Below are 26973 nucleotides of genomic sequence, written 5' to 3'. Positions count from 1 at the left end.
CCGGCTGACCACCAGACTGCGGACCAGAATCCGGATCAATCGACGACGCCGTCGGCGGCGCCGGTGCGGCCGGACGTTCGCAGGTGGCCTCCGCGATGATGACCTCACCGACCGGGATGACCACCGGAATCCCGAGGATCTCGCCGGAGAGTGCCGCGGTGAGCACGATGGTCGCCGCCGCCGCGCTGTCGGCGGTGACGGTCTCGATACGCGACAGCGACACGTCGAGCATCGCGCCGACCAGACCCGGCACCGTCACTGCGGCGCTCACGTCGAGGCTAGGCCCATTGGGGATGAGCACCTCGGGTGAGCCGAACACGGTCAGTCCGGTAAGCGTCGTGTCGGCCGTCTGCGGGCCGACGAACGGGCAGCTGACCGAGGCTTCGACCGCTGAGGCGGTCAGCACGCTAAGGCCGAGGATGTCCAGTGACACGTCGGCGACCGACGAGGAGGCGAACGACGAGATCGGACCCCTGGTCGCGCTGACCTCCAGGACGGTGCCGTCGGCGGCGACGCCGATGGCACCCGGCAGGGTGATGTCGAGCAGAGTCTCGGTGTCGGTGCCGCCGGCGGGTGGGGCGTCCACCGACCCGATCACCGCGCTGGCGTCGATCACCGGAATTCCGAGCACCTCCGCCGAGAGGCCGACGATCACCCCCCGCGCATGCGCGTCACCGGGAGCTGCGTGGGCTGGCGCGGCGGTCACCGCCAACCCGCCAGCGGTGCCAAGTAACGCGGCCAGCGAGAGGCCGGCCACCCGTTTCAACGTTGACTGCACTTTTCCCCCGTCTCGTCTTCTGCGTGAGCCGGACAGGCCGGTGTGCCCATCCGTCACAAACGAGAACGACAGCAAATAGGGCAAGTCGTGCAAAACTACCGGAGGTCCACGCCACTCGACACGCAGGTTCGGGGCGGCGTAGCTGGCCAGCCGGCACGGCCTCCGCTGAACGGATCCACTTCCGCCGTTCGTCGGACGTGCCCACAGGTTGATCCCTAAGCTCACTCAACTGGCCTCGGACGGGCTGCCCGGTCAGGAAGCATTGCTCGCCAACCGTCGGAGCGGGATCCGCGTCACAGCACCTGTCGGTACCGGGAGGTAACTTGGTGCCGCTGGTTACGCGGGACGGGGAGGTCGCGGGTGCGGTACGTGGCGATCGGGGACAGCTTCACCGAAGGACTCGGCGACGAACTACCGGACGGCACCGTACGCGGCTGGGCCGATCTGGTCGCCGCCGGGCTCGCCGCCGCGAACGGCGGTAGCGTGCAGTACGCCAATCTGGCGATCCGGGGACGGCTACTGGAGCCGATCGTCACCGAGCAACTCGACCGGGCGCTGTCGTTGTCCCCGCTCCCGACGATGATCACGCTCAACGGCGGCGGCAACGACATGATGCGCGCCGGCACGGATCTGGGCCGGCTGGTCGCGCTGACCGAGGACGCGGTACGCCGCTGCGCCGACGCCGGCGTACGGCTGGTGCTGCTCAGCGGCGGCGACCCGAGCGCCCGGCTGCCGTTCGGCGCAACGATGCGGCGACGCGGGCTGGCGCTGACCGCAGCCACCGCCGAACTCGCCGCCCGGCACGGCCTCGACTTCATCGACGTGTTCGGCGACATGGAGATCCGCCGCGAACAGTACTGGTCACCCGACCGCCTGCACCTCAACTCGGCCGGCCACCGCCGAGTCGCCAGCCTGGTGCTGGACGGGCTGGGCCACCCGACCGAGGCGCACGTGGTCGACCCGGCACCGGTCGGCCGACGCGGCCTGCTCGCCGAGGCCCGCTACTACCGGGAGTTCGTGGTGCCCTGGGTACACCGCCGGCTGCGCGGCCGCTCGTCCGGTGACGGGCGGACCGCGAAGTACGCCGACTGGGTGCCGGTCCAGGCCGGCTGACCGTGTCGGATCCGTTCCCTCGGATCCGTTCGCCGGCTGATGGTCACCGCCGCTTGCCGTCACCAGCCACGCAGGAAGCGCAGGCCGAGCAGGAAGGCCACCACCGACGGCCCGGCGAGCAGCGTCACCGCCTGCAGCCGGTACGGCATCCGGTGCCGGCCGAGTTCGAGTGCGTTGGCGAACACCACGGCGGCAGCGAGCATCATGAAACCGCCCCACCAGCCGGTGGCGCCGAAGTCGACCAGACCGGTCACGATCAGTCCGAGGGTGACGCCGACCCCGGCGCCGGTGACGGCCAGCAGGGCAACGGTGCGGTGCAGCCCTCGGGCGAGCGGATGATCCGGACGCCAGCGGTAGGTGCCGGCCACCGCCAGGCAGGACAGCACGACGAGCAACGGCCAGCCGTCACCCATCAGTCCCAGCATGAGCAGCGCACCCACGGTGAAGACGATCGCGCCGATGCCGGCGATGACGTACCCACCGAAGGCCCGGCCGCCACCGCGGGCCAGTAGCGGGCCACCGGCGGCGGCGATCAACGCCCCGGGTAGCAGGATGAACCCGGCCCACCAGTGGAACCGCCCGGACGACTGGGCGGCGGCGGTCACCGCCCCGGTGGCCAGACCCGCCGCGCCGAGACCGGCGAGCCAGCCGCGTTGAATCTGTCGCTTGGTGTCCACGGTGACGAGCCTGCCCGCTCACCGGTCGGCGGACCATCCGGGTAGCCCTACTTCCGAAGGTCAGAAATCCCCGAACCCGCCGAAATCCCCACCGCCGAAATCCCCACCGCCGAAGTCGCCGCCACCGGAGAAGTCGCCACCGGAGAAGTCCTCGCCGCCGGTGAAGTCCTCGTCACCGCCGCCGTCCTCCAAGCCGGCGGCGTACCCGGCGTCGTAGCCGGGGTCGCCGAACGCCGGAGAGAACAACGCGCTGAAGACCAGCATGCCGCCGATCGCACCGGCCGCCCCGGCCAGCGCCGGCTTCCACAGCGGTTGGGAGTACCAGCCGGCCGGCACCGGCCGGCCCTGGTGGTAGCCGCCCGGGTAGTAGTGCGGCGTCTGCGGGCCCGGGTTGGGCCCGGCCCGGAAGGTTTGCCCCTGGACGTCGACCTCACGTTCCTTGGTGAGCTGCCCGGCGCCCCGGGCGGCGGCCAGCGGGGGCAGCTCGGGGCCGGGGTCGATGCCGAGCGCCACCCGGGCCGCCCGGACGTAGGCCAGGCCCTCCAGGGCGGTCTCCCGGGCCAGCTCGAACTGCTTGACGCTGCGGGCCTGCTCCAGCTGTGACCCGGCCGCGGTATAGCGCTCGCCGGCGTCGAGCAGCGACTGCCGGACCGCCGGCTGGTCGCCGTGCAGGTTCATCACCTGGCCGCCGAGCCGCTCGTACCAGCGCTGTGCCTCGGCCCGGGCGTCGGCCAGCGCCCGCTCCTTGCGGGCGGCGCTTTCCCCCCGCCACCACAGCAGGCCGCCGGCGAACAACGCCACCAAGACCAGGAGCAGAAGAAGTTCCATGGCTACGACGGTAGCCGCCCTGATCCACCACCAGCCACAACGACGGACGGTGCCGGGCGCCGGCGGGCGGGCGGCGTACCTGTTTGACATGCTTTCCGGCGTGGATGTCGCGACGGTAGTGGTGGTGGTCGTCTGTCTCGGTTGCGGCGCGGCGCTCGGCTGGCTGGCCGCCCGGGCCCGGTCGGCGGCCGAGATCGCCCGGCTGGACGCGACGCTGCGCGCCACCCGCGACGGCGAGGGCCGGTTGGAGCAGTCGATGCGGGCGCTGTCGTACGAGGCGACCGCCCAGTCGCAGGAGGCGGTGGCGCGTGCGGTGGCACCGCTGCACGACGCGCTGCGCCGCTACGAGCAGCGGGTGGCCGAGCTGGAGCATGACCGGGTCGACGCGTATGCCGAGCTGCGCGAGCAGGTCCGGGCGATGGGTGGAGTCTCCGCTGAACTGCGTACCGAGACCAAACAACTGGTCGCGGCGCTGCGCGCGCCCCAGGTACGTGGCAGGTGGGGTGAGCACCAGCTGCGGCGCATCGTCGAGGCGGCCGGGATGCTGGAGCACTGCGACTTCGCCGAGCAGGTGACAGCGCGGACCGAGCAACAGACGGTCCGCCCGGACCTCGTGGTACGGCTGCACGGCGGACGCAGCGTGGTGGTCGACGCCAAGGCGCCGTTCGACGGCTATCTGTCTGCAATGGAGGCCCGCGAGGAGCGCAGCCGGGACCAGCACCTGGACAGTCACGCCCGGCAGCTGCGGACCCATGTGGACGCACTCGCTGCGAAACAGTACTGGTCCGCGTTTGATCAGACGCCGGAGTTCGTGGTGCTGTTCGTGCCGGCCGATTCGTTCCTGGACGCCGCGTTGCAGCGCGACCCGGCTCTGCTGGAGCACGCGTTCAGCCGGGACATCGTACTGGCCACCCCGGCGACGCTGGTGGCGTTGCTGCGCACCGTGGCGTACTCGTGGCGGCAGGAGGCGCTGGCCCGTAACGCGGTGGCCGTGCACCGACTGGCCCGTGATCTGTACGGGCGGCTGGCCACGCTGGGCGAGCACGTCACCAAGTTGGGTAACGCGCTGGGAGGTGCGGTCACCGCGTACAACCGGGCGGTGGGATCGTTGGAGGGGCGGGTCCTGGTCAGTGCACGAAAACTCGCCGATCTCGGGGTTTCCGACACCGAACTGACGCCCCCGCCACAGGTCGAAGTGGCGCCGCGTCAGGTGCAGGCGCCGGAGCTGGAATCGCCGTCGGTCGGCGATGACCGGGCGCATCGGACACGTCCCGAGTGGACCGGGTTGAGCTGGGAAAACCCCAAATAGACACTACTCATTGCAGGCATTTCACTACGACCACGCCACCCATTCAGGGAAGTGCATGTCACGGGCTGGTCACAACGCTTGGCTAGGTAGTGACAGCGATCCACCGGAACACAAAGGATGCGGTCACACGTGCCCTGCACCACAGGGCCCAGTTCTTCCGGAGGAAGAGAACGTGAGTAAACCCCGCATCTGGAGACGGCGAACCTCTGCCGCGCTCCTGGCATCCGTCATGGTGGCCGGTGCCGTGACGCTGGCGGGTGGTGCGTCCACCGCGAGCGCCAACCCGTCGACCAAAGCCGACGTACTGAAGGACACCCCTACCGATACGTTGGGGTCGCACGATCTCGACCTGCTCGCCGAGGCGGAGGCGAAGAGCGAGCAGAGCGTCACCTTGCTGGTCGCCACCGAGCAGGGCCAGGCACCGAAGGTCGCGGCCGAGCTGAAGAAGCTCGGCGGCGTGATCGGCAACCAGGTCGATGAGGTCGGCTACGTCCGGGCCCGCGTGCCGGTCAAGAACGTCGTCGCGGCGTCGAAACTGCCCGGGGTCTCGGCAGTCGACCTCAACGAGACGATCCCGATGCCGGACCCGGTGCCGGAGAGCATGGCGGCGGCTTCCTCCGTGGCGAGCGCGACCACCGGCCCGGGGCCGGACACCGGCGCGGTCAACCCCTACATGCCGACCAGCGAAACCGGCGCGGTCTCATTCAAGAAGAGCCACCCGCGCTGGGACGGCCGCAACGTCGTCGTCGGTATCATGGACTCCGGGATCGACCTGGACCACCCCGCGCTGCAGACCACCACCACCGGGGAGCGGAAGGTCATCGACTGGGTCACCCCGATCGACCCGCTGTACGAGAACGACGGCACCTGGCGGCCGATGCTCACCGGTGTGAGCGGCCCGAGCTTCAGCTACGCCGGGGTCAGCTGGTCCGCGCCGGCCGGCGACTACATGATCAACCTGTTCTCGGAGTCGATCACCGCCGGCGGGGCGGCCGACGGTGACGTCAACCGCGACGGCGACACCAGCGACCGATTCGGCGTGCTGTACGACCCGGCCACCAACGACGTACGGGTCGACGTCGACCAGGACTTCGACTTCACCGACGAGCCGGTGATGCGTCCGTACCAGGAGAACTTCGACATCGGGCATTTCGGCACGGACGACCCGGCGACCCCGATTGCCGAGCAGGTGCCGTTCGTCGTCGAGTTCCTTACCGACGTCGACACCGCTCCGGTCGGTGGTCCCGGCCTGATCGACTACGTCAACATCGGCCTGATCTCGTCGTCGCACGGCACCCACGTGGCGGGCATCGTGGCCGCCAACGACATGCTGGGCAACGAGAACTTCGACGGCGCCGCGCCCGGCGCCAAGCTGGTCTCCTCGCGGGCCTGCACCTTCGCTGGCGGCTGCACCGCCGCCGCGTTGACCGACGGCATGATCGACCTGGTCATCAACCGGGGCGTCGACATCATCAACATGTCGATCGGTGGTCTGCCGGCGCTCAACGACGGCAACAACGCCCGCGCGGAGCTGTACAACATTCTGATCGACGTGTACGGCGTGCAGATGTTCATCTCGGCCGGCAACTCCGGCCCGGGCACCAACACCATCGGTGACCCGTCGGTTGCCTCCAGCGTAGTCAGCGTCGCCGCGAGCGTGAGCCGGGAGACCTGGGCCGCCAACTACGGCTCCGAGGTAAGCACCCGCAGCTCGCTGTTCCCGTTCTCGTCGCGCGGTCCGCGCGAGGACGGCGGGTTCAAGCCGAGCATCAGCGCCCCCGGCGCGGCCATCTCCACCGTCGCCGGCTGGGAGGAGGGCGGCCCGGTCCCTGAGGCCGGCTACCCGCTGCCGCCCGGCTACGCCATGTACAACGGCACGTCGATGGCCGCCCCGCAGGCCACCGGCGCGGTCGCCCTGCTGATGTCGGGCGTCAAGGCCAAGGACCTCGACGTCACCCCGATGCAGCTGCGTCGGGCGCTGTACAGCGGTGCCCGCTGGATCAACGATGCCTCCGCCCACGAGCAGGGCAACGGCATGCTGCACGTGGCCGACACCTGGAAGCTGCTGCGCGAGGGTATCGAGGTCAACGGCTACGACGTCAGCGCCCCGGTCTGCACGCCGATCTCGGAGTACCTGGCCACCCCGCACGAGGGCACCGGCGTCTACAACCGGTGCGCCGCCGACGCCGGTGGTCACCGGCCGGGCCAGTTCAAGTCCTACCCGGTCACCATCACCCGGACCAGCGGCCCGGACGTCGACCTGCTGCACAAGCTCAAGTGGGTCGGCAACGACGGCACCTTCGCCGCCCCCGGCCAGGTGGTGCTGCCGCTGAACGAGGCCGTCACGTTCAACGTGCGGGCCACGCCGGACGCCGGTGTGCACAGCGCCATCCTCCGGGTGGACAACCCGTTCACCGCCACGGTCGACTTCGAGATCATGAACACGGTGGTGGCATCGACCGCGATGACCAGCCCGGAGTACGAGTTCAACACCTCCGGCAAGGTGACGCGTAACGCGTACACGTCGTTCTTCGTCACGGTGCCCGAAGGTGCGACGGCGCTGCAGGTCAGCCTGTCGGGCATCGCGGACGGATCGCAGACCCGGTTCATCGCGATCGACCCGTACGGCGTACCGCTGGAGAGCTCCAGCAGTCTGCGCTGCTACACCAACTTCTCCGACCCGAGCCTGTGCAAGCCGGAGGAGCGGGACTACCAGAACCCGCTGCCGGGGGTCTGGGAGATCGAGGTGGAGTCGCGGCGGACCTCGCCGATGCTGCAGAACCCGTTTGAATTGACCGCCCAGGTGCAGGGCGTCACTGTCGACCCGGCCAACACGGTGCTTGAGGACATCACCCTCGGTGAGCCAACTCCGCTCAGCTGGACGGTGGAGAACACCTTCGGCCCGGTCACGGTCTCCGGGCAGGGCGGCTCGCTCGGCTCGGCGAACAGCGACCGACCGACGATCGCCGACCTGGAGGTGCAGACCTTCCAGGTGACGGTCCCGGCCGGGGCAACCCGGTTGTTCGCGAAGATCGGCAACACCAGCGATCTCAGCGCCGACCTGGACCTGTTCGTCTACCGGAACGGTTCGCTGATCGACTACACCGCCGACGGCGACTCCGAAGAGGCCGTGACGATCGACAACCCGGCACCCGGTGTCTACGACATCGAGGTCGACGGGTACTCGGTGCCGGCCGGCAGCACCGAGTACGACTACCTGGACGTGTTCTACTCGACCGGTTTGGGCGCCATCTCGGTCGAGTCGGGCTCGACGGAGCTGGCCAACGGCGCCAGCGCCACGCTCAGCGGCAGCGTCACGGTGGACGCCACTCCGGAGGCGGGCCGGGAGCTGTTCGGTGAGATGCTCGTCGTCACCGAACAGGGTGCGGTCGTCGGCCGCGGCGGGGTCTCGGTCAGCTCGGTGAGCTGACCTTCGGCTCGGCCGTACGACGGTAGAGGGGCCCACCCCGAGTCGGGGTGGGCCCCTCGCTGTGTCCTACGGGCACCGACGCAGGCACCAGGGCGCCGCTCGGCGCAGGTCAGGGTCGGTGGTCGCGCCGCCGGTCAGGCGGGCTCGACCCGCTGCACCATGAACGGGGTGCCCTGCTGGCAGGTGGTCATCAGGTCGGCCTGGACGTGACCGGTGACGCTCAGCCGGGCACCCGGACGGATCAGGTCACGCGAGCCGCCGACCAGCAGATAGCCGTCGAGCAGGTAGCAGTCGTGCTCCACCCCGGCCTCGACGGCGCCGGTCAGGGTCATCGGCCGCGACGACCCGGTCGACTTTCCCGCTCCCGGGGTGCCCCCTCGCACCGAGGTGGGCAGGTCTTCAGGCGGTCCGGGGGTCTGCGGTGCTGTGCTCACCGTGGCACCTCCGCTCGGTGATTCGGCTGCCGGCGGCGTGGACGGCGCGACCGTCACGGTCGGCACCGGGTCGGGGTCGGGCTCGGTCATGGGTTCACCGGTGCCGCACGCCGGCAGCGCCAGGCAGGTCAGCAACAGGGGTACGCCGATCCGAGTGACTCTCATACCGGCTAGGACGCGGTGGCCGGGACGCCCGTTCCCGCTGCGGCTGCCTTCATGTCCCGACGCAGCTCCGACGGCAGCGAGAAGGTGATCGTCTCCTCGACCGTGGTGACCTGCTCGACGTCGGTGAAACCCCGTGCGGCGAGGTGGTCGACCACCTGGTGCACCAGTTCGTCGGGAACGCTGGCACCGGAGGTCAGCCCGACGGTGGTCGCGTCGGCCAGCCAGGCGTCGTCGATCTCGTGGGCGAAGTCGATCAGGTAGCCGGCGCGGGCCCCGGCGTCGATCGCCACCTCGACCAGCCGCACCGAGTTGGACGAGTTACGGGAACCCACCACCAGCACCACGTCGCACTCGGCCCCGATCTGCTTGACCACCTGCTGGCGGTTCTGGGTTGCGTAGCAGATGTCGTCAGTCGGCGGCGACTGCAGCATCGGCAGCCGTCGCTTGAGACGGGCGACCGTCTCCATGGTCTCGTCGACCGACAAGGTGGTCTGCGACAGCCAGACCACCTTCTCCGGGTCCCGTACGGTGATCTTGTCGGCGTCGTCCGGGCCGTCGACCAGCTGGATGTGCGCCGGGGCCTCGCCGGAGGTGCCGACCACCTCCTCGTGGCCCTCGTGGCCGATCAGCAGGATGTCGTAGTCCTGCGCGGCGTACCGGCGGGCCTCCTGGTGGACCTTGGTCACCAGCGGGCAGGTGGCGTCGATCGCCTTCAACGACCGGGCCTTCGCCTGCCGGTGCACCTCGGGGGCGACGCCGTGTGCCGAGAAGACCACGGTCGAGCCGCGCGGGACCTCCTCGTTCTCCTCGACAAAGATCGCGCCCTTGGCCTCCAGGGTCGAGACCACATGCTTGTTGTGCACGATCTGCTTGCGTACGTAGACCGGGGCGCCGTACAGCCTCAGCGCCTCCTCCACGGTCTGCACCGCGCGGTCGACGCCAGCACAGTAGCCACGGGGGTTGGCCAGCAGCACCCGCTTGCGGTGGACCGGTTTCGCGTCAGGCTCGCTCACCCGGCCGAGTCTACGTGCCGTCGACCACGACGGCAGCGTGGCCGACCGGCGGGACCGGACGGGGGCCGACCGGCATTCGCCGACCGGCGGGGCGAGCGGCGATGGTGTCACCGCCCGCCCGTACCCTTGCCGGGTGACCGACACCGACACGACGCCGCGCAGCAGCGCGGACGAGCCGTGGCCGGTTCGGGTGGTCAGCCAGAAGATCAGCGCCTGGATCGGCCGGCTCGGCTGGGTGTGGGTCGACGGGCAGGTCGCGCAAATCAGCCGGCGGCCCGGCGCGACCACCGTGTTCCTGACCCTGCGTGACCCGTCGGCCGATCTCAGCCTGACCGTCACCACCAACCGTGACGTGCTCGACCTCGGCGCGCCGGAGCTGACCGACGGAGCCCGGGTGGTGCTGCGCGCCAAGCCGGAGTTCTATCCGGCCCGGGGCACGCTCAGCCTGCGCGCCGACGAGATCCGCCAGGTCGGCCTCGGTGAGCTGCTGGCCCGGCTGGAAAAGCTGAAGAAGCTGCTGGTCGCCGAGGGATTGTTCGACCGGGCCCGCAAGCGCCGCCCGCCGTTCCTGCCGAAGCGGATCGGGCTGATCACCGGCCGGGCGTCGGCGGCCGAACGGGACGTGCTGACCAACGCCCGCCGACGCTGGCCGGCGGTCGACTTCCGGGTGGTCAACGTGGCGGTGCAGGGGTCCGGCGCGGTGCCGCAGATGCTCGACGCGCTGGCGGTGCTCGACGCCGATCCGTCGATCGACGTGATCGTCATCGCCCGGGGCGGCGGCAGCGTCGAGGATCTGCTGCCGTTCTCCGACGAGGCGCTGTGCCGGGCGGTGTTCGGCTGCCGTACCCCGGTGGTCAGCGCCGTCGGTCACGAGACCGACGCGCCGCTGCTCGACTACGTGGCCGACGTACGGGCGTCCACGCCGACCGACGCGGGCAAACGGCTGGTGCCCGATCTGGCCGAGGAGCTGCGGCTGATCGCTCTGGCCCGGCACCGGCTGGACCGGGCGGTGACCGGCCTGATCGACCGGGAGACGCACCGGCTGGAGATGGTCCGGTCCCGGCCGGTGCTGGCCCGCCCGCAGGCGCTGCTGGACGGGCGGGCCGACGAGGTCGACGTGTTGCGAGACCGGGCCACCCGCTGCCTGGCGCACCGGCTGTCCGCCGGCACCGCCGAGCTGGGGCACACCCTGGCCCGGCTGCGCGCGCTGTCACCGGCCGCGACCCTCGACCGGGGGTACGCGATCGTGCAGGACGCCGTCGGCGCGGTGGTCCGCTCCCCCGACGACGTCGCCGCCGGCGATCCGCTGCGGCTGCGACTGGCCGGCGGTGAGCTGCCGGCCGTCGCCGCCAGACCCGAGTGAGTGAGGCATCAGGTGACCACGAAGAAGGCAGCTGACCGCGGCACGGCGACCGCGTCAACGAAGGTTCCGGCGACCGAGCCGGCGGGCGGGCCGCTGGCGGCGGACTCGCTGAGCTACGAGCAGGCCCGCGCCGAGCTGGCCTCGGTGGTGGAGCGACTGGAGTCCGGCGGCACCACCTTGGAGGAGTCACTGGCGCTGTGGGAGCGCGGCGAACAGTTGGCGGCCGCCTGTCAGCGCTGGCTGGACGGGGCCCGTCAGCGACTCGACGCCGCCCGCGGCGCCCGAGCCACCGGCTGAGGGTGCCCCAAGACGGCATTTAGCCACAATCCGGCTAGGATCTTGCAAGTTGATGGACGTCGACCTATCCTTCGGGGAAAGCGCTTTCCGAAGTTAGGGCAAGGTGTGCTGCAGCACACCGGCGGCGGGGACGTGAGGACGGTCCGGGTGACCTCGCGCCCTCAGCGCTGACGGCCACGCGTCCGGGGCCCGATGAGCCGCCGACTCGTCCACATCACCAAGAACACCGCACCTGGGTCGAGGCGTCCCCGCCCCGGCTGCCGCCATCGATGGCCGATGGCCGTCATCTGACGGCCGGGCAACGGTCACATCGGCGCCACCGGCGGGTTGACCACGGGCTGCGACCAGTGCCGTACCGGTTGCGCCGGACGGCACGCGTCCTCCAGCAGTCGAGACGATCCATCAGCAACTCCAAGACGAAGGCGAGACGAGACTATGAGACGACCAGTCGGACTGCGACTTCTCGCAGGACTGGCCATCACAGCCGTAGCCGGAACGGTCGGCGTGGCCCTGGCGATTCCCCAGGCCTCGGCGGCGACCGGCAGCGCCACCGGGTTCGCCACTCGTAACGGTGGGACCACCGGCGGGGCGGGCGGCCAGACGGTGCGGGTCAGCTCCGGCACCGGCATCCACTCCGCGCTGTGCAACCGGTCCAGCAGCAGCACCCCGATCATCATCGAGGTCCAAGGGAGGATCAACCACGGCAACACCAGCAAGGTGTCGGGCGACAGCTGCAACACTGCCGACGACAAGATCGAACTCAAGCAGATCAGCAACGTCTCGATCATCGGAGTGGGCAGCGGCGCGGTCTTCGACCAGCTCGGCATCCACATCCGCGAGGCGAGCAACATCATCATCCAGAACGTCACCGTACGCAACGTGAAGAAGTCGGGCTCGCCGACCTCCAACGGTGGTGACGCCATCGGCATGGAGGCTGACGTCCGCAACGTCTGGGTCGACCACGTCACGCTGGAAGCCTCGGGCGGCGAGTCGGAGGGCTACGACGGCCTGTTCGACCTGAAGAACAACACGCGGTACGTCACCCTGTCGTACAGCATCCTGCGCAACTCCGGCCGCGGCGGTCTGATCGGCTCCAGCGAGAGCGACACGTCCAACGGATACGTGACGTTCCACCACAACGTGTACGAAAACATCGACTCCCGTACTCCGCTGCTGCGTGGTGGCATCGCACACATCTACAACAACCACTACACGGACATCGAGAAGTCCGGCATCAACTCGCGAGCCGGCGGGCGCGCCAAGGTGGAGAACAACTACTTCCAGGACTCGAACGACGTCCTGGGCACGTTCTACACCAGCGAGGCCGGCTACTGGCAGGTCAGCGGCAACATCTACGACAACATCGACTGGTCCAGCCGTAGCGGCGACAACCAGCCGGCCGGCCCCAACCCCACCTCGAACACGAGCGTGAGCATCCCGTACTCCTACACGCTCGACGGAGCCAGCTGCGTGCCGAACATGCTCCGGCAGATCTCCGGCGCCAACAAGGGCAACCGCGTCTCGGACGGCAGCTGTTCGCCGACCTCGCCGCCGCCGTCGAACCCGCCGAGCCCCACGCCGACCGTGCCTCCGACGCCCGGCCCGGACGGACGCTACGAGGCGGAGTACTCGCCGGCCACGTGTGACGGTGAGATCGAGTCGGAGCACTCCGGCTACTCCGGCAGCGGGTACTGCAACACGGAGAACACCTCGGGTGCGGCGTCGCAGTTCCTGGTCAGCTCCAGTGGCGGCACGACGAACCTGACTATCCGGCACGCCAACGGTGGCTCGGGCAACCGGCCGGCCAACCTGGTCGTCAACGGCTCGACCGTGCAGCAAGGGGTCGCGTTCAACCCGACCGGCGGGTGGACCAGCTACTCGAACGTCTCGGTGTCCGTCGCGCTCAACAGCGGTACCAACACGATTCGGCTGGTGGCCGCCACCGGTGAGGGCCTGAGCAACATCGACTACCTGCAGGTCTCCGGCGGCACCGGCCCCGGCCCCGGCCCGACTCCGAGCCCGACGGCGCCGCAGCCGACCTCGACCCCGACCCAGCCCGGTGGCACCAACCTGAGCATCGGCGCCGGATCGGACGGTTCGAGCAAGGGCAGCGGCACCAGCTACGGCGACGTACGGGACGGCGACATGGGCACCTACTGGTCGCCGAGCGGCACCACCGGTCGCATCTCGATCAAGTGGGACGCTGACACCACCGTCTCCTCGGTCAACATCCGGGAGGCGTCGGGTGCCGTAGGCGCCATCAGTTCATGGCGGCTGTACAACCACGACAACGGTGCCACCCTCGCCTCCGGCAGCGGTGCCGGCGTGATCAGCTTCTCCTCGACCACGCTGCGCAAGATCAGCTTCGAGATCACCGGTGCCTCCGGCACGCCGCAGATCGCCGAGTTCGAGACGTACGCCTAAAGGGACGTACGCGTGACGAGACATACGGCTGATCGGCGGCTGGGCAGCCACCGCCGCCACTGATCAACTGCACGCCCCAACGAGCCGAACACCAGATACCCTTCCGGCCCCGGATCAGGTATCTGGTGTTCGGCTCGAGCCGTCGGACCGCCACGCCACGCCGTGGCACGTGCTCCACCAGGCCCTGCTCGGCGAGGAGCCGTAGCGCCTCGCGCAGCGGCGCCCGGCTGATGCCCAGCCGGCTGGTCAGCTGCCCGGCCCAGGCAACCGCACTGGACGGGCCGGACCCGCCGACGGATCAGCGAGGGGTGAGCGCCCCGGCCATCAGCCGCAACTCTTCGGAGTCGGCCGTGCCGACCACCAGCACACTGTGCTCCGGCGCCAGCCACACCAGCGCGCGTTCGCCGGGCCGGGCCGCGTACCGCTGCCAGGTTGTCGCCCCGATCACCACATCGCCCTGCGGCTGCGCGGTCGCGGTCAGCTCGGCCACCAGCAGCTCCGGTGCCGGCCGTGAACTCTGCACTACCTGGACGGCGGCGCCGGCCGGGGTGACGTAGCCCAGCCGCAGCGTCGGACCGTCCGCCGCCGACGCCGGCCGGAAGACCGCGCTCACCGCGACCCAGTCCGGTCCGAGACCGGCGGGCGCGCGCACCGGGAACTCGCCCGCCGCGCCGGCCTGCTCGTACGCCGGCCCGGGATCCACCGTCACCGGGTCGGCGGCGCCGAGGAAGACCCGGTAGAACCCGAACACCAGCAGGATCGGTACCAGCAGGACGAGCAGCGACAGGGTGATGTCCTTCGGGGTGCGTTCGGCCCGGTCGCGCGCCGGCCTCGCCGGCCCGGTCGTCTCCATCCGCCCATCCTCCCAGTCGGCCGGCGCGGACTGACGCGCGGACCGCCCACCCCGCGACTACCTGGCACCGTCGTGACGTGCCAGGATTCTCTCAGGACCGGAGCCGGCGACGCTGTGCTCCGGGATGCGCCCCGCACCGTCGCGAGGAGGAGCACCGATGACTGGAACCGGCACCCGCAGCCCGCAGAATCTCGACCGTAACCTGGCCCTGGACCTGGTCCGGGTGACCGAAGCCGCGGCGATGGCCGCCGGCCGGTGGGTGGGTCGGGGAGACAAGGAAGGCGGCGACGGCGCCGCGGTCGACGCGATGCGCAGACTGATCAACTCGATCCAGATGCGTGGCGTCGTCGTGATCGGCGAGGGCGAGAAGGACAACGCCCCGATGCTGTTCAACGGAGAACGGGTCGGTGACGGCTCCGGGCCGGAGGTCGACGTCGCGGTCGACCCCATCGACGGCACCACCCTGATGAGCAAGGGCATGCCGAACGCCCTCGCGGTGCTGGCGGTGGCGGAGCGGGGCGCCATGTTCGACCCCAGCGCGGTCTTCTACATGGAGAAGCTGGCGGTCGGCCCGGACTGCGCCGATGTCATCGACATCGAGGCCGGGGTGCGGGAGAACCTGCAGCGGATTGCCCGGGTCAAGAAGTCGAGCGTCTCCGACGTGACGGTGAGCATCCTCGACCGGCCCCGTCACACCGAGCTGGTGCAGGAGATCCGCGACGCCGGTGCCCGGATCCGGTTCCTGTCCGACGGTGACATCGCCAGCGCGATCTCGGCGGCCCGCGAGGAGTCCGACGTCGACGTGCTGATGGGCATCGGCGGCACCCCGGAGGGGATCATCGCCGCCTGCGCGCTGAAGTGCATGGGCGGCGCGATGCAGGCGAAACTCTGGCCACGCGACGACGCGGAGCGGGACAAGGCCGTCGCCGCCGGGCATGACCTGGGCCGGGTGCTGCGCACCGACGACCTGGTCACCGGCGACAACTGCTTCTTCGTCGCCACCGGGGTCACCTCGGGTGACCTGCTGCACGGGGTGCGGTACCGCTCGGGTGGGGCGTACACCCAGTCGATCGTGATGCGCTCCAAGAGCGGCACGATCCGGGTGATCGACTCGCATCACCGGTTGGAGAAGCTGGCGCTCTACTCGGCGGTCGACTTCGACGGCCGGCCGATCGCCGAACTCGACCTCTGACCCGGGGCCCGGTCAGGGCATGGTGAGCGGATCCGGATCGTACGGGTCGTAGTCGCGCCGGCGGCGGAACAGGATCGCGGCGAGCACCCCGCCGACGAACCCGAAGAGATGGCCCTGCCAGGAGATCAACGCGTCGGTCGGCAGGATGCCGACCAGCTGCCAGCCGTAGAGCAGGCCGACCAGCAGGACAACGCCGAGGTTCCACCAGGTGCGCTCGACGATGCCGCGCATCAGCACCAGACCGAGGTAGCCGAAGACGACACCGCTGGCGCCGACCACGACGGTGTTCGGCGCGCCGGTGAACCACACGCCGAGCCCGCTGACCAGGATGATCACCAGGGTGGAGTAGAGGAACCGGCGGACCCCGGCGGCCAGGACGAAGGTGCCCAGCAGGATCAACGGGACGCTGTTGCTGTAGAGGTGATCGAAGCCGTGGTGCAGGAACGGGGCGAAGAACACCCCGTCCAGCCCGTCGATGCGCCGGGGGATGATGCCGGCGGCCAGATCGAAGCCGGCGCTCAACCAGACGTCGAACGCCTCGATGACGAACAGCACCGGGACGACCGCGCACATTGCGACGAATGCCCGGCCCAGCGAGGCGTAGAAGGCCTCGGTGCCGAACCGGTTCGGGTCACCACCGGAGGTCCCCATGTACGCCATCTCCTAGTAGCTATCAGGTCCGCGCAACCGACGCCAGCCGACAGCTGGCGAAAGCCGCATGAAACACCGGCGGCGGTACGGACGATCAGGTCCGTACCGCCGCCGGTGACGAGTGCGACAGGTGCTGCCGACAGTCCGGGCCGAATCAGTACCAGCCGACGTTCTGTGACTGCTGCCACGCGCCGCACGGGGTGCCGTAACGGCCGCTGATGTACCCGAGGCCCCACTTGATCTGGGTTGCCGGGTTGGTCTGCCAGTCGGCACCGGCCGAGGCCATTTTGCTGCCCGGAAGTGCCTGGGGAATGCCGGTGGCACCGGAGGCCGCGTTGTAGGCCTTGTGGTTCCAGCCGCTCTCCTTGTTCCACAGCTTGTTCAGGCAGGCGAACTGGTCGAGACCCCACCCCTTCTCCAGGGTGAGGGCGCAGCCGATCGCCCGGTTGCCGCTGAACTCGTCGCAGGACTCCGGAATCTCGCCGGTGAAGGGCACTGTCGCCGCCGGCGGCCGGGCCGCCGCCTCCTGCTGCTTCTGCTGGGTCACCTGCTCCGCCCGCTTGGCCTTGGCCGCCTCGGCCTTGGCCGTGGCGAGGGCCTTCTCCGTGGCTTCCCGTTCGGCGGTACGGCGTTGCACCGTCATCCGCTGGTGTTCAGCCCGGCGCTGGCGCAGCAGTTCAAGCTCGACCTGCTCGGCCTCGGCGGCCAGGCGGGCGTCGCTGATGCGTTGCTGGGTCTCCCGGTCGCTCTCCAGGTAGAACCCGCCGGCGACGCCTGTCACGAGCAGGCCGACGGCGAGTGCCCGGACACCGAACCGGCTCCACAGCCGACTCACGAAGTGGTCCCTTCGTCGGGGGCAAGGGCACGGCGGGCCGGGCCGGTCGACACCGCCCGCGACCGCGTGGCCGGCCGGCTGAACGGCGGCTCGCTGCGGCCGCTGCCAGGTGCGGCGCGACCGTCACGTGCGGTGCGGCGGTGCGGCTGGTTCGGGCACGCCGTGAGCGCCCGACCGGGTGGGTCGCGCGTCGACCGGCCGCGATGGTGGTCGGCTGACGCACCACCACCGACGACCCGGATATCGGTCGTCGCCGGTGCGCGCGCTCGTCGACCACCATCGCTCACAGTGAGGCCGTTGGGAAACGCGGGACTTTGAATGTGATACTGGTCATGCCAATTTTCACCCTGAATTAGGACATAGTCCCACACCGAGCGAGGTCAGCGTGGGATGTCCTCCAACAGATCAGTAACCATTTCGGCGATGGGAGAACGCTCCGAACGGGTCAGCGTGACATGGGCGAACAGCGGATGCCCCTTCAGCGCCTCGATGACCGCGGTCACCCCGTCGTGCCGGCCCACCCGCAGGTTGTCCCGCTGCGCGACGTCGTGGGTGAGCACCACCCGGGAGCCCTGTCCGATCCGGGACAGCACGGTGAGCAAAACGTTGCGTTCCAACGACTGGGCCTCGTCCACGATCACGAAGGCGTCGTGCAGGCTACGACCCCGGATGTGGGTCAGCGGCAGCACTTCCAGCATGCCGCGGGCGAGCACCTCCTCCATCACGTTCTCGTGCACCACCGCGCCGAGGGTGTCGAAGACCGCCTGGGCCCACGGCGACATCTTCTCCGACTCGGACCCGGGCAGGTAACCGAGTTCCTGACCGCCGACGGCGTACAGCGGACGGAAGACGACGACCTTCTTGTGCCGGCGCCGTTCCATCACCGCTTCCAGCCCGGCGCACAGCGCCAGCGCCGACTTGCCGGTGCCGGCCCGACCGCCCAGCGAGACGATCCCGATCGACTCGTCGAGCAGCAGGTCCAACGCGATCCGCTGCTCGGCGGAGCGACCACGCAGCCCGAACGCCTCCCGGTCGCCGCGTACCAGCCGTACCGTCTTGTCGGCCAGCACCCGGCCGAGTGCGGCGCCCCCGGTGCCGTGCAGCACCAGACCGGTGTGACAGGGCAGTCCGGCGGCGCTGTCGAGGTCGACGGCCTCGCCCGCGTACAACTGCTTGACCTGCTCGTCGGTGGACTCCAGCTCGGCCATTCCGGTCCAGGTCGGGTCGCTGGCCTGGCCGTGCCGGTACTCGTCGGCGACCAGACCGACCGAGGCGGCCTTGACCCGCAGCGGCATGTCCTTGCTGACCAGCACCACGTCCCGGCCCTCCGCGCCCATGCTGAGCGCGACCGACAGGATCCGGGTGTCGTTGGACTCGTTGCGGAACCCCGGCGGCAGTACGTCGGTGTCGGCGTGGTTGAGCTCGACCCGCAATGTGCCGCCCGACTCGTTGGCTGGCACCGGCTGGTCCAACCGGCCGTGGCGGACCCGGAGTTCGTCCAGCATGCGCAGCGACCGCCGGGCGAACCAGCCAAGCTCCGGATGGTGCCGCTTGCCTTCCAGCTCGGAGATCACCACCAGCGGGATCACCACCTCGTGCTCGGCGAACCGGTGGAACGCCCCCGGGTCGGACAGCAGGACCGAGGTGTCCAGGACGTACGCGCGGATGGTGACTGGCGGCTCCGGTTGGACTTGGCCGGCGGACCGGTCGGCCGACTCGGACGCGGCGGCGTCCGGGGCTCGGCGGGTCCGGCTACGGCTGGACGGGACAGCGGCGGCGGTCGGGCTCTGATCGGCCCCGGGGGTGGTACGTCGACTCGTCACAGGCCTGCTCCGTCGGGCGTGCACCCGATCCGCCCGCGATCCGGCTCCACCGGGGCCCGAAGGCACGGGTCGGATGCGGAACCCGTGCGACTGCAGGTCCGGACCGTCCGGCTGGCCCGAGACGACCCCGGACCATGACTAGACGCTAGCCGCCGGATCCCGACCTCGGCTAGGCGTCTGAGCCGATCTTCGGCCCACACCGGAGGTGAGCGGGGCGAATGGCGACCCGTACCCAGGTCCGACACACCGGTCACGCGACGGACACATCCGAACCGAGCAGGCGGCCGGCCGGGATGCGCACCCCCTGCACGCATCCCGGCCGGGAGGAACTCCGGCGCGGTGACGCCGGGGTTCCCAGGCGGTGTCGCGTCCGCCTCAACACGACACCGCCCTCGGGAAAGCTCATCGCTGCGGCCGGATGGCCGCGGCCGCGGCTGCGGCCGGTCAGGGATGTCGGCCGGCCAGCAGTTCCGTCGAGTGCCGGCCACCGGTCCCACCGAGGTCAGGCCGACCAAGGTCAGGCACACCGGGGCCAGGCCCACCAAGGTCAGGCACACCGGGGCCAGGCCCGCCGACGAAGGCCGCGCCGGTGTAGGTGGTGCCCGGACGGACCGCCAGGTCGACTCCGGCGGCCACTGGACGGGTCTCCGGACGGGCTGGTTCCGGCAGCACCGACGCGATCGCGGCCCCGGTCTCCCGGCGCCGCCGGGTCCACGCCCCGCGGTCACCGTCGAAGTACCCCTGCCGGTAGCCGAACCGGTAGCCGATCCGGTAGCTGAGCTGGCCGTGCAGCCGGCCGGCGGCGTAACTGGCCGAGGCCAGCAGCAACACCAGGAAGACCGCGAAGAACGGGCTCATCCGGTCGCCCCGATCTCTGGGATCATGTCTCCTCCGACTCGAACGACGTCGGGCCGTCGGTGAGCAGCCGATCGATGTCGTCGGTCCTCACCTCTTCGACCAGTTCGACGCTGATCCGGCAACCGCCCAGCACCACCTCGGCCACCGAGGCCCGCCGGATCTCCCCTCCGGCGTCGTAGACCCGCACACTCAACTCCGGACAGCCGAGGTGTGCCCGCCACGCGTTCCACTCGGACCGGTCCCCCACGTTGAGCGACAGGTGACGACACCCCCGGGCCAGGTACAGCCGCCACGGCGCGGTCAAGCCGCTGGCGACGGCGTCCGCGACCAGGCCGAAGGCCTGGGCCCGGGTCGCGAGTTCGGTCACCGCATCGTCTCCGTCACGCGTAAGCGACAACTCCACTCAGCAAGCGTCTCAAGCACGTGACGTAGAGTAAAGCGTCACGCGCAAGTGACAGCATCGTCTTTTCGGGTGATTAGCACCACCCCACTTGGTCCTTAGACTGCACCCGTGGCACCCCTCGTGACAAGGGAAGATTTCCCGACAGAGATTCACAAAGCTCTGTCACAAACGCAGTACAGAAGGCTCCCTGCCCCCAGGAAAAGCGGCGATTCGCCGTACCGTCGGCCGGTGCCGGACAGCTCCGCCGCGCGGAAGATCGCCTTCGCCGCCTTCGTACGCAAGGCGCTCGCCGACGCGCGCGCGACCCGCGCCTGGACCGGCTCGGAGGTCTCCCGGCGCACCGGCGTGTCCCGCCAGACCATCAACCGGTGGGTACGCGGCGAGTGGTCCAGTGATCCGGAGGCCGAGCGGGTGGTCTCGTTCTGCGAGGGACTGGGGATCAGCCCGACGATCGCGTTCGGCGTACTCGGCTGGGACCGCGCCACCAGCGCCCGACCCGCACCCTCGGCGCCGCCGATGGACCCGGACGTGGAGGCACTGCTCCGCCGGCTGGTCGACCCAAACGTTTCAGATGCGGAGAAATTTCACATCAGGGAGACGATTCGCTATCTCGCCTACCGACCCCCACTGCCCGTCGAACCTCGCAAAGGACCCAAGCGGGCAGGGTAGTTCTCAGATGGCGAAAGAAAGCCGATCAAGCGGCCCGATTCTGCCCCGCTTGCACGCTGAGTCACGATAGCGTTCCTCTCCGTACTGCTTGGGCTCGTCATCCACGGGGGACGGGACAAGGCCGGACACAGCCCGGACACAGCCCTGCGGGACAGGAGGGAGGGTCGATACCCGATGACCCTCAAATGGTCGGCAGTCGTGATCGCGGCCGTCGCGATCACGCTTTACGGCACCACGAATATCGTGGTCGCCGTCCTGAGTAGCGGCGAGGTGCCAGCGGTGGTGAACCTGTTCGTCATCGCCTGCGCGTCCGTCGCCACGCTGGTGGCGGTCATCGCGCACCTCAACGACCGACAGCAGGGACGGCTGACCGCGCTCACCGAATTTCTCGTCGCCCGGCTCAATGAAGTCGACTCACACGTCGCAGACCGCAACTCCGGCTTCGTCGAGGGCTATTTACTCCGGCAGGGACAGCAACACGACGCGGCAGTCGTGCAATTTCCACCGCGGATGCACGGTCGGCGGCTGATGAGCGGCGGTGACGACTGACCCGCCGGGTGGTTCGCGGACCGTAGTCGCCAGCGCCGACGTCCCCGAACGTTCATCCGCCGGGAGGTCTGGCACCTGCGGCGGCAGCAGGTACGCTGACGCCCGTGCGGCCGTTCGAGGTAGGAAACCAGCGCTTGGCCCGTCCGCTGACCGCGGAGCAGGCATGGCGAGCAACCATCGATCGCGCCGACCGGTGCGTGCTGTTCTTCGACTTCGACGGCACCCTCGCTCCGGTCGGTGACGATCCCACGTCGGTGCAGCCCGCACCCAAGGTGCTGGCGGCGATCGAGTCACTCGCCGGGGTGGTGCAGCGGATAGCGATCGTGTCGGCCCGACCGGTCGACTTCCTCCGGGCCCAGTTCGCCACGATCAGCGAGGTCGACCTGTACGGGCTGTACGGGCTGGAGCACAGCCACGGATCCGGACCGACGGTCACCGAGCCGGCCGCACTGCCCTGGGTCCCGGCGATGCAAGAGCTGGCCGACCGGGCCCGCGCCGAGCTACCCGCCGGCGCACTGGTCGAGTACAAACGGCTGTCCGTCGCGCTGCACTACCGGACCGCGCCCGAGCTCGCCGGGACCGTCGAATCGTGGGGGCAGGCCCAGGCCGAACAGCTCGGCCTGCGGGTGCAGAGCGGGCGGATGGTCATCGAGATCAAGCCGCCGGTCGACCGGGACAAAGGCATGGTCATCGGCGACGCGGTCGGCACCGCCGGCTGCGCCTGGTACTTCGGTGACGACGTCTCCGACATCAAGGCGTTCGCCGCGCTCCGGGCACACGCCAGCGCCAACCCTGACTTCTTCGGCGTCTGCGTGGCGGTGGCCAACGCCGAAACCGGGCACGATGTGTCAGCGGCCGCCGACCTCACCATCGACTCGCCGGAAGCGCTCGGCGACTTCCTGACCTCCGCCGTGCACGCCCTGGACTGACGCCACCCGGTAGGGACGGCCCCGGGGGGCGGCCGTCAGGCGCCGTACCGGCGTTGCCGGTTCGCGTACGACCGCAACGCCCGCAGGAAGTCCACCCGACGGAAGTCGGGCCAGTTGACGTCGCAGAAGTAGAACTCCGAGTGCGCCGACTGCCACAGCAGGAAGCCGGAGAGCCGCTGCTCGCCGCTGGTCCGGATGACCAGGTCCGGGTCCGGCTGACCGCGGGTGTAGAGGTGCTCGGCGATGTGGTCGACGTCGAGCACCTCGGCCAGCTCCTCCAGGGTGCCGCCGGACTTGGCGTGCTCCTGCAGCAGCGAGCGGACCGCGTCGGCGATCTCCCGGCGACCACCGTAGCCCACCGCGATGTTCACCTGCGCGCCCTCGGACCGGGTCTGGGTACGCTCCTGCGCAGCCTTCAACGCGGTAGCGGTGGAACCCGGCAGCAGGTCCAGCGCACCAACGATGCGCAGCCGCCAGGGGTTGCCCTCCTCGGCCAGCTCGGTGACCAGATCCTCGATGATGCTCAGCAGCGGATCCAGCTCGCGGGCCGGCCGACGCAGGTTGTCGGTGGCCAGCAGGTACAGCGTGACGTGACCGATACCGGCCTGGTCACACCAGTTCAACAGATGTTTGATCTTTGCTGCGCCGACCCGGTGCCCGTCGTTGGGATCCACGAACCCCATCTCCCGGGCCCACCGGCGGTTACCGTCGCACATCACGCCCACGTGGCCGGGCACCGGCTTGCCCGCCAGTCTCGCCATGAGCCGTCGCTCATAGACCGAGTAGAGCAGCTCCCGCAGAGTCATCACAAGCAGACTAGCGACCGGTGCGCCGCCGCGCGGTATCGGCCGCCCGGCGGATCGTCAGTTGTGCGGCGAGCCGGCGCACCGTGACCGCGTCCAGCCGGCCGTCGCCGAGACCGAGTTCGACGATGGTGTCGAAGACGCGCCGGTCCCGCGCCGCCGCCGCGACGGCGGCGTCCACCGTCGTCGGCCGCCGGGCCAGCCAGGCGCCGACGGCGCTGTGCCGCAGGTGCCCGCCGAGGCGTCGGCGCAGCGCCTGCCGGTAGCGGCGGGCGGCGAGCGTCGGCGTACCGGCCGCCGCCGCACCGGCCAGCGCACCGGACAGCACCGCGTAGAAGATGCCCTCGCCGGTGAACGGGTTGATCAGCGACAGCGCGTCGCCAGCCAGCACCAGCCGACCCGCACCCACCGGCGGCCGCCGGGTGGACAGCGGTAGATGATGCGCCCGCAGATCGGTGACCTGCGTCAGGTCGGTGCCGGGCAGCAGCGCGCACAGCCGGTCCAGTAGTCGGGCCCGGGTCAACGGTCGGCCGCCCAGCACCTCCCCGTACCCGATGTTCGCCCGCCCGTCACCGATCGGGAAAGCCCAGGCGTACGCCGGCCAACCGGCCGCTGTGGTGACGATCCGCTGTTCGCCGGGTCTGGTGACGGCCCCGACCGACGCGTAGCCGCGAATCGCCAGGGCCAGATGTCCGTCCGGGTTGGCGCCGTGGCCCAACGCCCGGCGTACCACCGATCCCGCGCCGTCCGCGCCGACCACCGCCCGCGCCGCGATCTCGCCGTCGAGCAGCACCAGGTCGTCGCGGACCGTGACCCGCCGTACGGTGTGCCGCCGCAGCCGCGCGCCAACGGCGACCGCGGCGGCGACCAGCCGGGCGTCGAAGACGGCCCGGGGCACCGTGTACGCCGGACGGACCAGCTCGGCGGCGACCTGCCCGCCGTGCGGGGCGACCAGCCGGAGCCGGCCGACCGGGGTGAACCCGTCGGCCGGGTCGGGCACGTCCAGCCCGGCCAGCACGTCGAGGGCGTGCGGTGCAATGCCGTCGCCGCACGGCTTGTCGCGGGGAAAGTCGGCCCGGTCCAGCAGCAGGACCCGGGCACCGGCCCGGCGGGCGGCGATCGCGGCGGCGGCACCGGCCGGCCCGGCACCGACCACCGCGACGTCGACGACCGACGTACCGTCCACCTGGACCTCCCGTCAGGCCGGTTCAGTGCCGGCCGCTGTCCGGCCACGCTCGGCACCGACGGTCCCCCGGGCCGGGCTCAGCACTGCCCGCCTCCCGGCCGCACTCGACGCGACCGGCCCGCCACACACCGTAGAAGACCAGCGCCACCGCCACCACCAGCGGCGCGCCGTCGCGGACCAGCCGGGCCGGGTGTCGGGTCAGCGGCGCACCGACCGTCGGGGACCGGTACAGCAGCCACACCACGGCCAGGCAGAGCCCGGCGAGCAGGGCGAACCCGACCACCCCGGGCAGCGGCGGTACGCCGGAGCGGACCGCCACACCGACGTCGGCAGGCGGGGCACGGCCGGACGGACCGGTCCGGCGCGGCCCGCACCGGGATCGACTGCCGCCACCGGCGCAGGCTATCCAACGGTCAGTCGGCGTCCAACCGGGCCCGCAGCGCGTCCAGCTCCGCCCAGAGCACCCCGGGCAGTTTGTCGCCGAACCGCTCGAACCATTCGGTGATCTGCGGCAGCTCCGCGCGCCACTGCGCCGGGTCGACGGCGAGCGCGGCGGCCACGTCGGCCGGGTCGACGTCCAGGCCGGACAGGTCGAGCGCGTCGACGGTCGGTACGTTGCCGATCGGGGTCTCCACCGCCGTGCCGGTGCCGTCCAGCCGCTCGACGATCCATTTGAGCACCCGGGAGTTCTCCCCGAAGCCGGGCCAGAGGAACCGGCCGTCGTCGTCGCGGCGGAACCAGTTGACGTAGAAGATCCGGGGCAGCTTGGCGGCGTCGCCGTCAGTGCCCTTGCCCATCTCGATCCAGTGCCGGAAGTAGTCCCCGGCGTGGTAGCCGATGAACGGCAGCATCGCCATCGGATCCCGCCGGACCACCCCGACCTTGCCGGCCGCCGCAGCGGTCGTCTCCGAGGAGAGGGTGGCGCCCAGGTAGACGCCGTGCACCCAGTCGCGTGCCTCGGTGACCAGCGGCACCGTGGTACGGCGTCGGCCGCCGAACAGGATCGCGTCGATCGGTACGCCGCGCGGGTCGTGGTACTCGTCGGCCAGGATCGGGCACTGGGTGATCGGGGTGCAGAACCGGCTGTTCGGGTGGGCGGCGTCGGTGCCCCGGTCGGGGTTCCAGTCCTCGCCCCGCCAGTCGGTCAGGTGCGCCGGTGGCTCGCCCATCCCCTCCCACCACACGTCGCGGTCGTCGGTCAGCGCGACGTTGGTGAAGATGGAGTTGCCCCGGTCTAGGGTCCGCATCGCGTTGGCGTTGGTCCGCCAGTCGGTGCCGGGAGCGACGCCGAAGAGCCCGTACTCGGGGTTGACCGCGTACAGCCGGCCGTCGTCGCCGAACCGCATCCAGGCGATGTCGTCGCCGATGGTCTCGACCTTCCAACCGGGGATGGTCGGCTCCAGCATGGCCAAATTGGTCTTGCCGCAGGCGGACGGGAACGCGCCGGCGACGTAGCGGACCCGCCCGTCCGGCGCGGTCAGCTTGAGGATCAGCATGTGCTCGGCCAGCCAGCCCTCGTCGCGGGCCATCACGCTGGCGATCCGCAGCGCGTAGCACTTCTTGCCGAGCAGCGAGTTGCCGCCGTAGCCGGATCCGTACGACCAGATTTCCCGGGTCTGCGGGAAGTGCGAGATGTACTTGGTCTCGTTGGCCGGCCACGGCACGTCTGCCTGCCCCGGCTCCAGCGGTGCGCCGACCGAGTGCAGGGCCGGCACGAACGCGGCGTCGTCGCCCATCGCGGCGAGCACCTCGGCGCCCATCCGGGTCATGATCCGCATCGAGGCGACGACGTACGCGCTGTCGGTGATCTCCACCCCGAACATCGGCTCCGGGGCGTCCAACGGGCCCATGCAGAACGGGACCACGTACATGGTCCGGCCACGCATGCACCCCCGGTACAGCTCGGTCATCACCCGCTTCATCTCGGCGGGATCCACCCAGTTGTTGGTCGGGCCGGCGTCGGCTTCCTCCGGGGAGCAGATGAAGGTACGTTCCTCGACCCGGGCCACGTCGGTCGGGTCGGTGCGGGCCCAGAACGAGTTGGGACGGCGTTCGGCGTCCAGCCGGACCAGGGTGCCGGAGTCGACGAGTTCGTCGGTGAGCCGGTGCCATTCGGCGAGCGAACCGTCGGCCCAGACGACCCGGTCCGGTGTGGTGAGGTTGGCGATCTGCCGGACCCAGTCGAGCAGGCGGGCGTGGCTGGTCGGGGCGGGGCCGGGGACGTTCGACGGTACGGACGCGGTGGCCGTTGCAGTCATGGCGATCTCCTCGTGGTCGGCGCTGACCTCGTTCCTGGAGTGCACGGCACCGGCGGATGGTCGGGCCCACCCGCCGGGATACAGGTCCGGGAGTTGGACTCAGGGTAAACCGATTGATCGTTCAGGGCAGCCG

The 26973-nt window shown here is 70.4% G+C and carries 26 protein-coding genes; 10 read left to right on the top strand and 16 right to left on the bottom strand.

What is annotated here, in order from left to right; genetic code table 11:
* Positions 1 to 757 (bottom strand): hypothetical protein (locus ACFHWU_RS20575; RefSeq protein WP_416591322.1); only part of this gene is annotated, 757 nt, incomplete at its 3' end.
* A gap of 381 nt (positions 758 to 1138) precedes the next feature.
* Here ACFHWU_RS20575 and ACFHWU_RS20570 point away from each other — a divergent pair.
* The gene (locus ACFHWU_RS20570; RefSeq protein WP_416591321.1) at positions 1139 to 1891 is read left to right on the top strand and encodes an SGNH/GDSL hydrolase family protein; all 753 of its coding nucleotides are present in this window, start codon (positions 1139 to 1141) and stop codon (positions 1889 to 1891) included.
* Positions 1892 to 1950: 59 nt separating this feature from the next.
* Here ACFHWU_RS20570 and ACFHWU_RS20565 read toward each other — a convergent pair whose 3' ends face one another.
* Together ACFHWU_RS20565 and ACFHWU_RS20560 are read right to left on the bottom strand one after the other, a co-directional pair.
* Positions 1951 to 2568 carry a hypothetical protein gene (locus ACFHWU_RS20565; protein WP_416591320.1) on the bottom strand — a complete coding sequence of 206 codons (618 nt, stop codon included), beginning with the start codon at positions 2566 to 2568 and terminating at the stop codon, positions 1951 to 1953.
* A gap of 60 nt (positions 2569 to 2628) precedes the next feature.
* Positions 2629 to 3396 carry a hypothetical protein gene (locus ACFHWU_RS20560; protein ID WP_416591319.1) on the bottom strand — a complete coding sequence of 256 codons (768 nt, stop codon included), beginning with the start codon at positions 3394 to 3396 and terminating at the stop codon, positions 2629 to 2631.
* Positions 3397 to 3484: 88 nt separating this feature from the next.
* Here ACFHWU_RS20560 and ACFHWU_RS20555 point away from each other — a divergent pair, with 88 nt between their 5' ends.
* Both ACFHWU_RS20555 and ACFHWU_RS20550 read left to right on the top strand, forming a co-directional pair.
* The gene (locus tag ACFHWU_RS20555; RefSeq protein WP_416591327.1) at positions 3485 to 4705 is read left to right on the top strand and encodes a DNA recombination protein RmuC; all 1221 of its coding nucleotides are present in this window, start codon (positions 3485 to 3487) and stop codon (positions 4703 to 4705) included.
* Positions 4706 to 4877: 172 nt separating this feature from the next.
* Entirely contained in the window at positions 4878 to 8135 is a 3258-nt protein-coding gene (locus tag ACFHWU_RS20550) for a S8 family serine peptidase (RefSeq protein WP_416591318.1), read from the top strand.
* Between the two features lie 134 nt (positions 8136 to 8269).
* Here the strand turns inward: ACFHWU_RS20550 and ACFHWU_RS20545 are convergent, their stop codons facing one another.
* Positions 8270 to 8734, bottom strand: coding sequence for a hypothetical protein (locus tag ACFHWU_RS20545; protein WP_416552187.1), 465 nt, complete (start codon positions 8732 to 8734; stop codon positions 8270 to 8272).
* Positions 8735 to 8739: 5 nt separating this feature from the next.
* Positions 8740 to 9747: a 4-hydroxy-3-methylbut-2-enyl diphosphate reductase gene (locus ACFHWU_RS20540; protein WP_416552186.1), complete on the bottom strand. Its 1008-nt coding sequence runs from the start codon at positions 9745 to 9747 to the stop codon at positions 8740 to 8742.
* A gap of 133 nt (positions 9748 to 9880) precedes the next feature.
* Here ACFHWU_RS20540 and xseA point away from each other — a divergent pair, with 133 nt between their 5' ends.
* The 3 genes from xseA (at position 9881) to ACFHWU_RS20525 (ending at position 13831) form a co-directional block, all read left to right on the top strand.
* On the top strand, positions 9881 to 11110 hold the full coding sequence (gene xseA, locus ACFHWU_RS20535) for an exodeoxyribonuclease VII large subunit (RefSeq protein WP_416591317.1): 1230 nt from the start codon (positions 9881 to 9883) through the stop codon (positions 11108 to 11110).
* A gap of 93 nt (positions 11111 to 11203) precedes the next feature.
* Positions 11204 to 11407: an exodeoxyribonuclease VII small subunit gene (locus tag ACFHWU_RS20530; RefSeq protein ID WP_416552367.1), complete on the top strand. Its 204-nt coding sequence runs from the start codon at positions 11204 to 11206 to the stop codon at positions 11405 to 11407.
* A gap of 504 nt (positions 11408 to 11911) precedes the next feature.
* Positions 11912 to 13831, top strand: coding sequence for a carbohydrate-binding protein (locus ACFHWU_RS20525; protein ID WP_416591316.1), 1920 nt, complete (start codon positions 11912 to 11914; stop codon positions 13829 to 13831).
* Here the strand turns inward: ACFHWU_RS20525 and ACFHWU_RS20520 are convergent.
* Positions 13779 to 14081, bottom strand: coding sequence for a GntR family transcriptional regulator (locus tag ACFHWU_RS20520; protein ID WP_416591326.1), 303 nt, complete (start codon positions 14079 to 14081; stop codon positions 13779 to 13781). The genes ACFHWU_RS20525 and ACFHWU_RS20520 overlap by 53 nt on opposite strands.
* 48 nt (positions 14082 to 14129) lie before the next feature.
* Complete coding sequence (locus tag ACFHWU_RS20515; protein WP_416552183.1) at positions 14130 to 14684, bottom strand: DUF4245 domain-containing protein; 555 nt, start codon at positions 14682 to 14684, stop codon at positions 14130 to 14132.
* Positions 14685 to 14841: 157 nt separating this feature from the next.
* Here ACFHWU_RS20515 and glpX point away from each other — a divergent pair, with 157 nt between their 5' ends.
* Positions 14842 to 15876: a class II fructose-bisphosphatase gene (gene glpX, locus ACFHWU_RS20510; protein WP_416552182.1), complete on the top strand. Its 1035-nt coding sequence runs from the start codon at positions 14842 to 14844 to the stop codon at positions 15874 to 15876.
* Between the two features lie 12 nt (positions 15877 to 15888).
* Here glpX and ACFHWU_RS20505 read toward each other — a convergent pair whose 3' ends face one another.
* The 5 genes from ACFHWU_RS20505 to ACFHWU_RS20485 form a co-directional block, all read right to left on the bottom strand.
* Positions 15889 to 16527, bottom strand: a complete 639-nt coding sequence (locus ACFHWU_RS20505) for a rhomboid family intramembrane serine protease (RefSeq protein ID WP_370461577.1) — start codon at positions 16525 to 16527, stop codon at positions 15889 to 15891.
* Positions 16528 to 16681: 154 nt separating this feature from the next.
* The gene (locus ACFHWU_RS20500; RefSeq protein ID WP_281553339.1) at positions 16682 to 17362 is read right to left on the bottom strand and encodes a lytic transglycosylase domain-containing protein; all 681 of its coding nucleotides are present in this window, start codon (positions 17360 to 17362) and stop codon (positions 16682 to 16684) included.
* A 380-nt stretch (positions 17363 to 17742) separates the two neighbouring features.
* Entirely contained in the window at positions 17743 to 19185 is a 1443-nt protein-coding gene (locus tag ACFHWU_RS20495) for a PhoH family protein (protein WP_416552181.1), read from the bottom strand.
* Between the two features lie 444 nt (positions 19186 to 19629).
* Positions 19630 to 20043, bottom strand: coding sequence for a hypothetical protein (locus ACFHWU_RS20490; protein WP_416591315.1), 414 nt, complete (start codon positions 20041 to 20043; stop codon positions 19630 to 19632).
* Positions 20044 to 20065: 22 nt separating this feature from the next.
* Positions 20066 to 20410: a hypothetical protein gene (locus ACFHWU_RS20485; protein ID WP_416552179.1), complete on the bottom strand. Its 345-nt coding sequence runs from the start codon at positions 20408 to 20410 to the stop codon at positions 20066 to 20068.
* Positions 20411 to 20674: 264 nt separating this feature from the next.
* Between ACFHWU_RS20485 and ACFHWU_RS20480 the strand changes: the two genes are divergently transcribed.
* The 3 genes from ACFHWU_RS20480 (at position 20675) to otsB (ending at position 22593) form a co-directional block, all read left to right on the top strand.
* A complete protein-coding gene (locus ACFHWU_RS20480; RefSeq protein WP_282233960.1) occupies positions 20675 to 21115 on the top strand; it encodes an XRE family transcriptional regulator in 441 nt (146 codons plus the stop codon).
* Positions 21116 to 21289: 174 nt separating this feature from the next.
* Entirely contained in the window at positions 21290 to 21664 is a 375-nt protein-coding gene (locus ACFHWU_RS20475) for a hypothetical protein (protein ID WP_278167102.1), read from the top strand.
* Positions 21665 to 21768: 104 nt separating this feature from the next.
* Positions 21769 to 22593 (top strand): trehalose-phosphatase, encoded by an 825-nt coding sequence (otsB, locus tag ACFHWU_RS20470; protein ID WP_416552178.1) that lies wholly within the window; start codon positions 21769 to 21771, stop codon positions 22591 to 22593.
* Between the two features lie 35 nt (positions 22594 to 22628).
* Here the strand turns inward: otsB and ACFHWU_RS20465 are convergent, their stop codons facing one another.
* The 4 genes from ACFHWU_RS20465 to ACFHWU_RS20450 all read right to left on the bottom strand — a co-directional run bounded on the left by ACFHWU_RS20465 (position 22629) and on the right by ACFHWU_RS20450 (position 26840).
* Positions 22629 to 23399, bottom strand: a complete 771-nt coding sequence (locus ACFHWU_RS20465) for an isoprenyl transferase (RefSeq protein ID WP_416552177.1) — start codon at positions 23397 to 23399, stop codon at positions 22629 to 22631.
* A 10-nt stretch (positions 23400 to 23409) separates the two neighbouring features.
* Positions 23410 to 24582 carry a geranylgeranyl reductase family protein gene (locus ACFHWU_RS20460; RefSeq protein ID WP_416591314.1) on the bottom strand — a complete coding sequence of 391 codons (1173 nt, stop codon included), beginning with the start codon at positions 24580 to 24582 and terminating at the stop codon, positions 23410 to 23412.
* 22 nt (positions 24583 to 24604) lie between these two features.
* A complete protein-coding gene (locus ACFHWU_RS20455) occupies positions 24605 to 24901 on the bottom strand; it encodes a hypothetical protein (RefSeq protein WP_416591313.1) in 297 nt (98 codons plus the stop codon).
* A gap of 94 nt (positions 24902 to 24995) precedes the next feature.
* Positions 24996 to 26840 carry a phosphoenolpyruvate carboxykinase (GTP) gene (locus tag ACFHWU_RS20450; protein ID WP_416591312.1) on the bottom strand — a complete coding sequence of 615 codons (1845 nt, stop codon included), beginning with the start codon at positions 26838 to 26840 and terminating at the stop codon, positions 24996 to 24998.
* Positions 26841 to 26973 lie beyond the last annotated feature (133 nt).

Origin of the sequence: Micromonospora sp. LOL_015, assembly GCF_048060275.1 — a bacterium.
Lineage (GTDB): Bacteria > Actinomycetota > Actinomycetes > Mycobacteriales > Micromonosporaceae > Micromonospora_E.
This window is presented reverse-complemented; position numbering and strand designations above follow the sequence as displayed.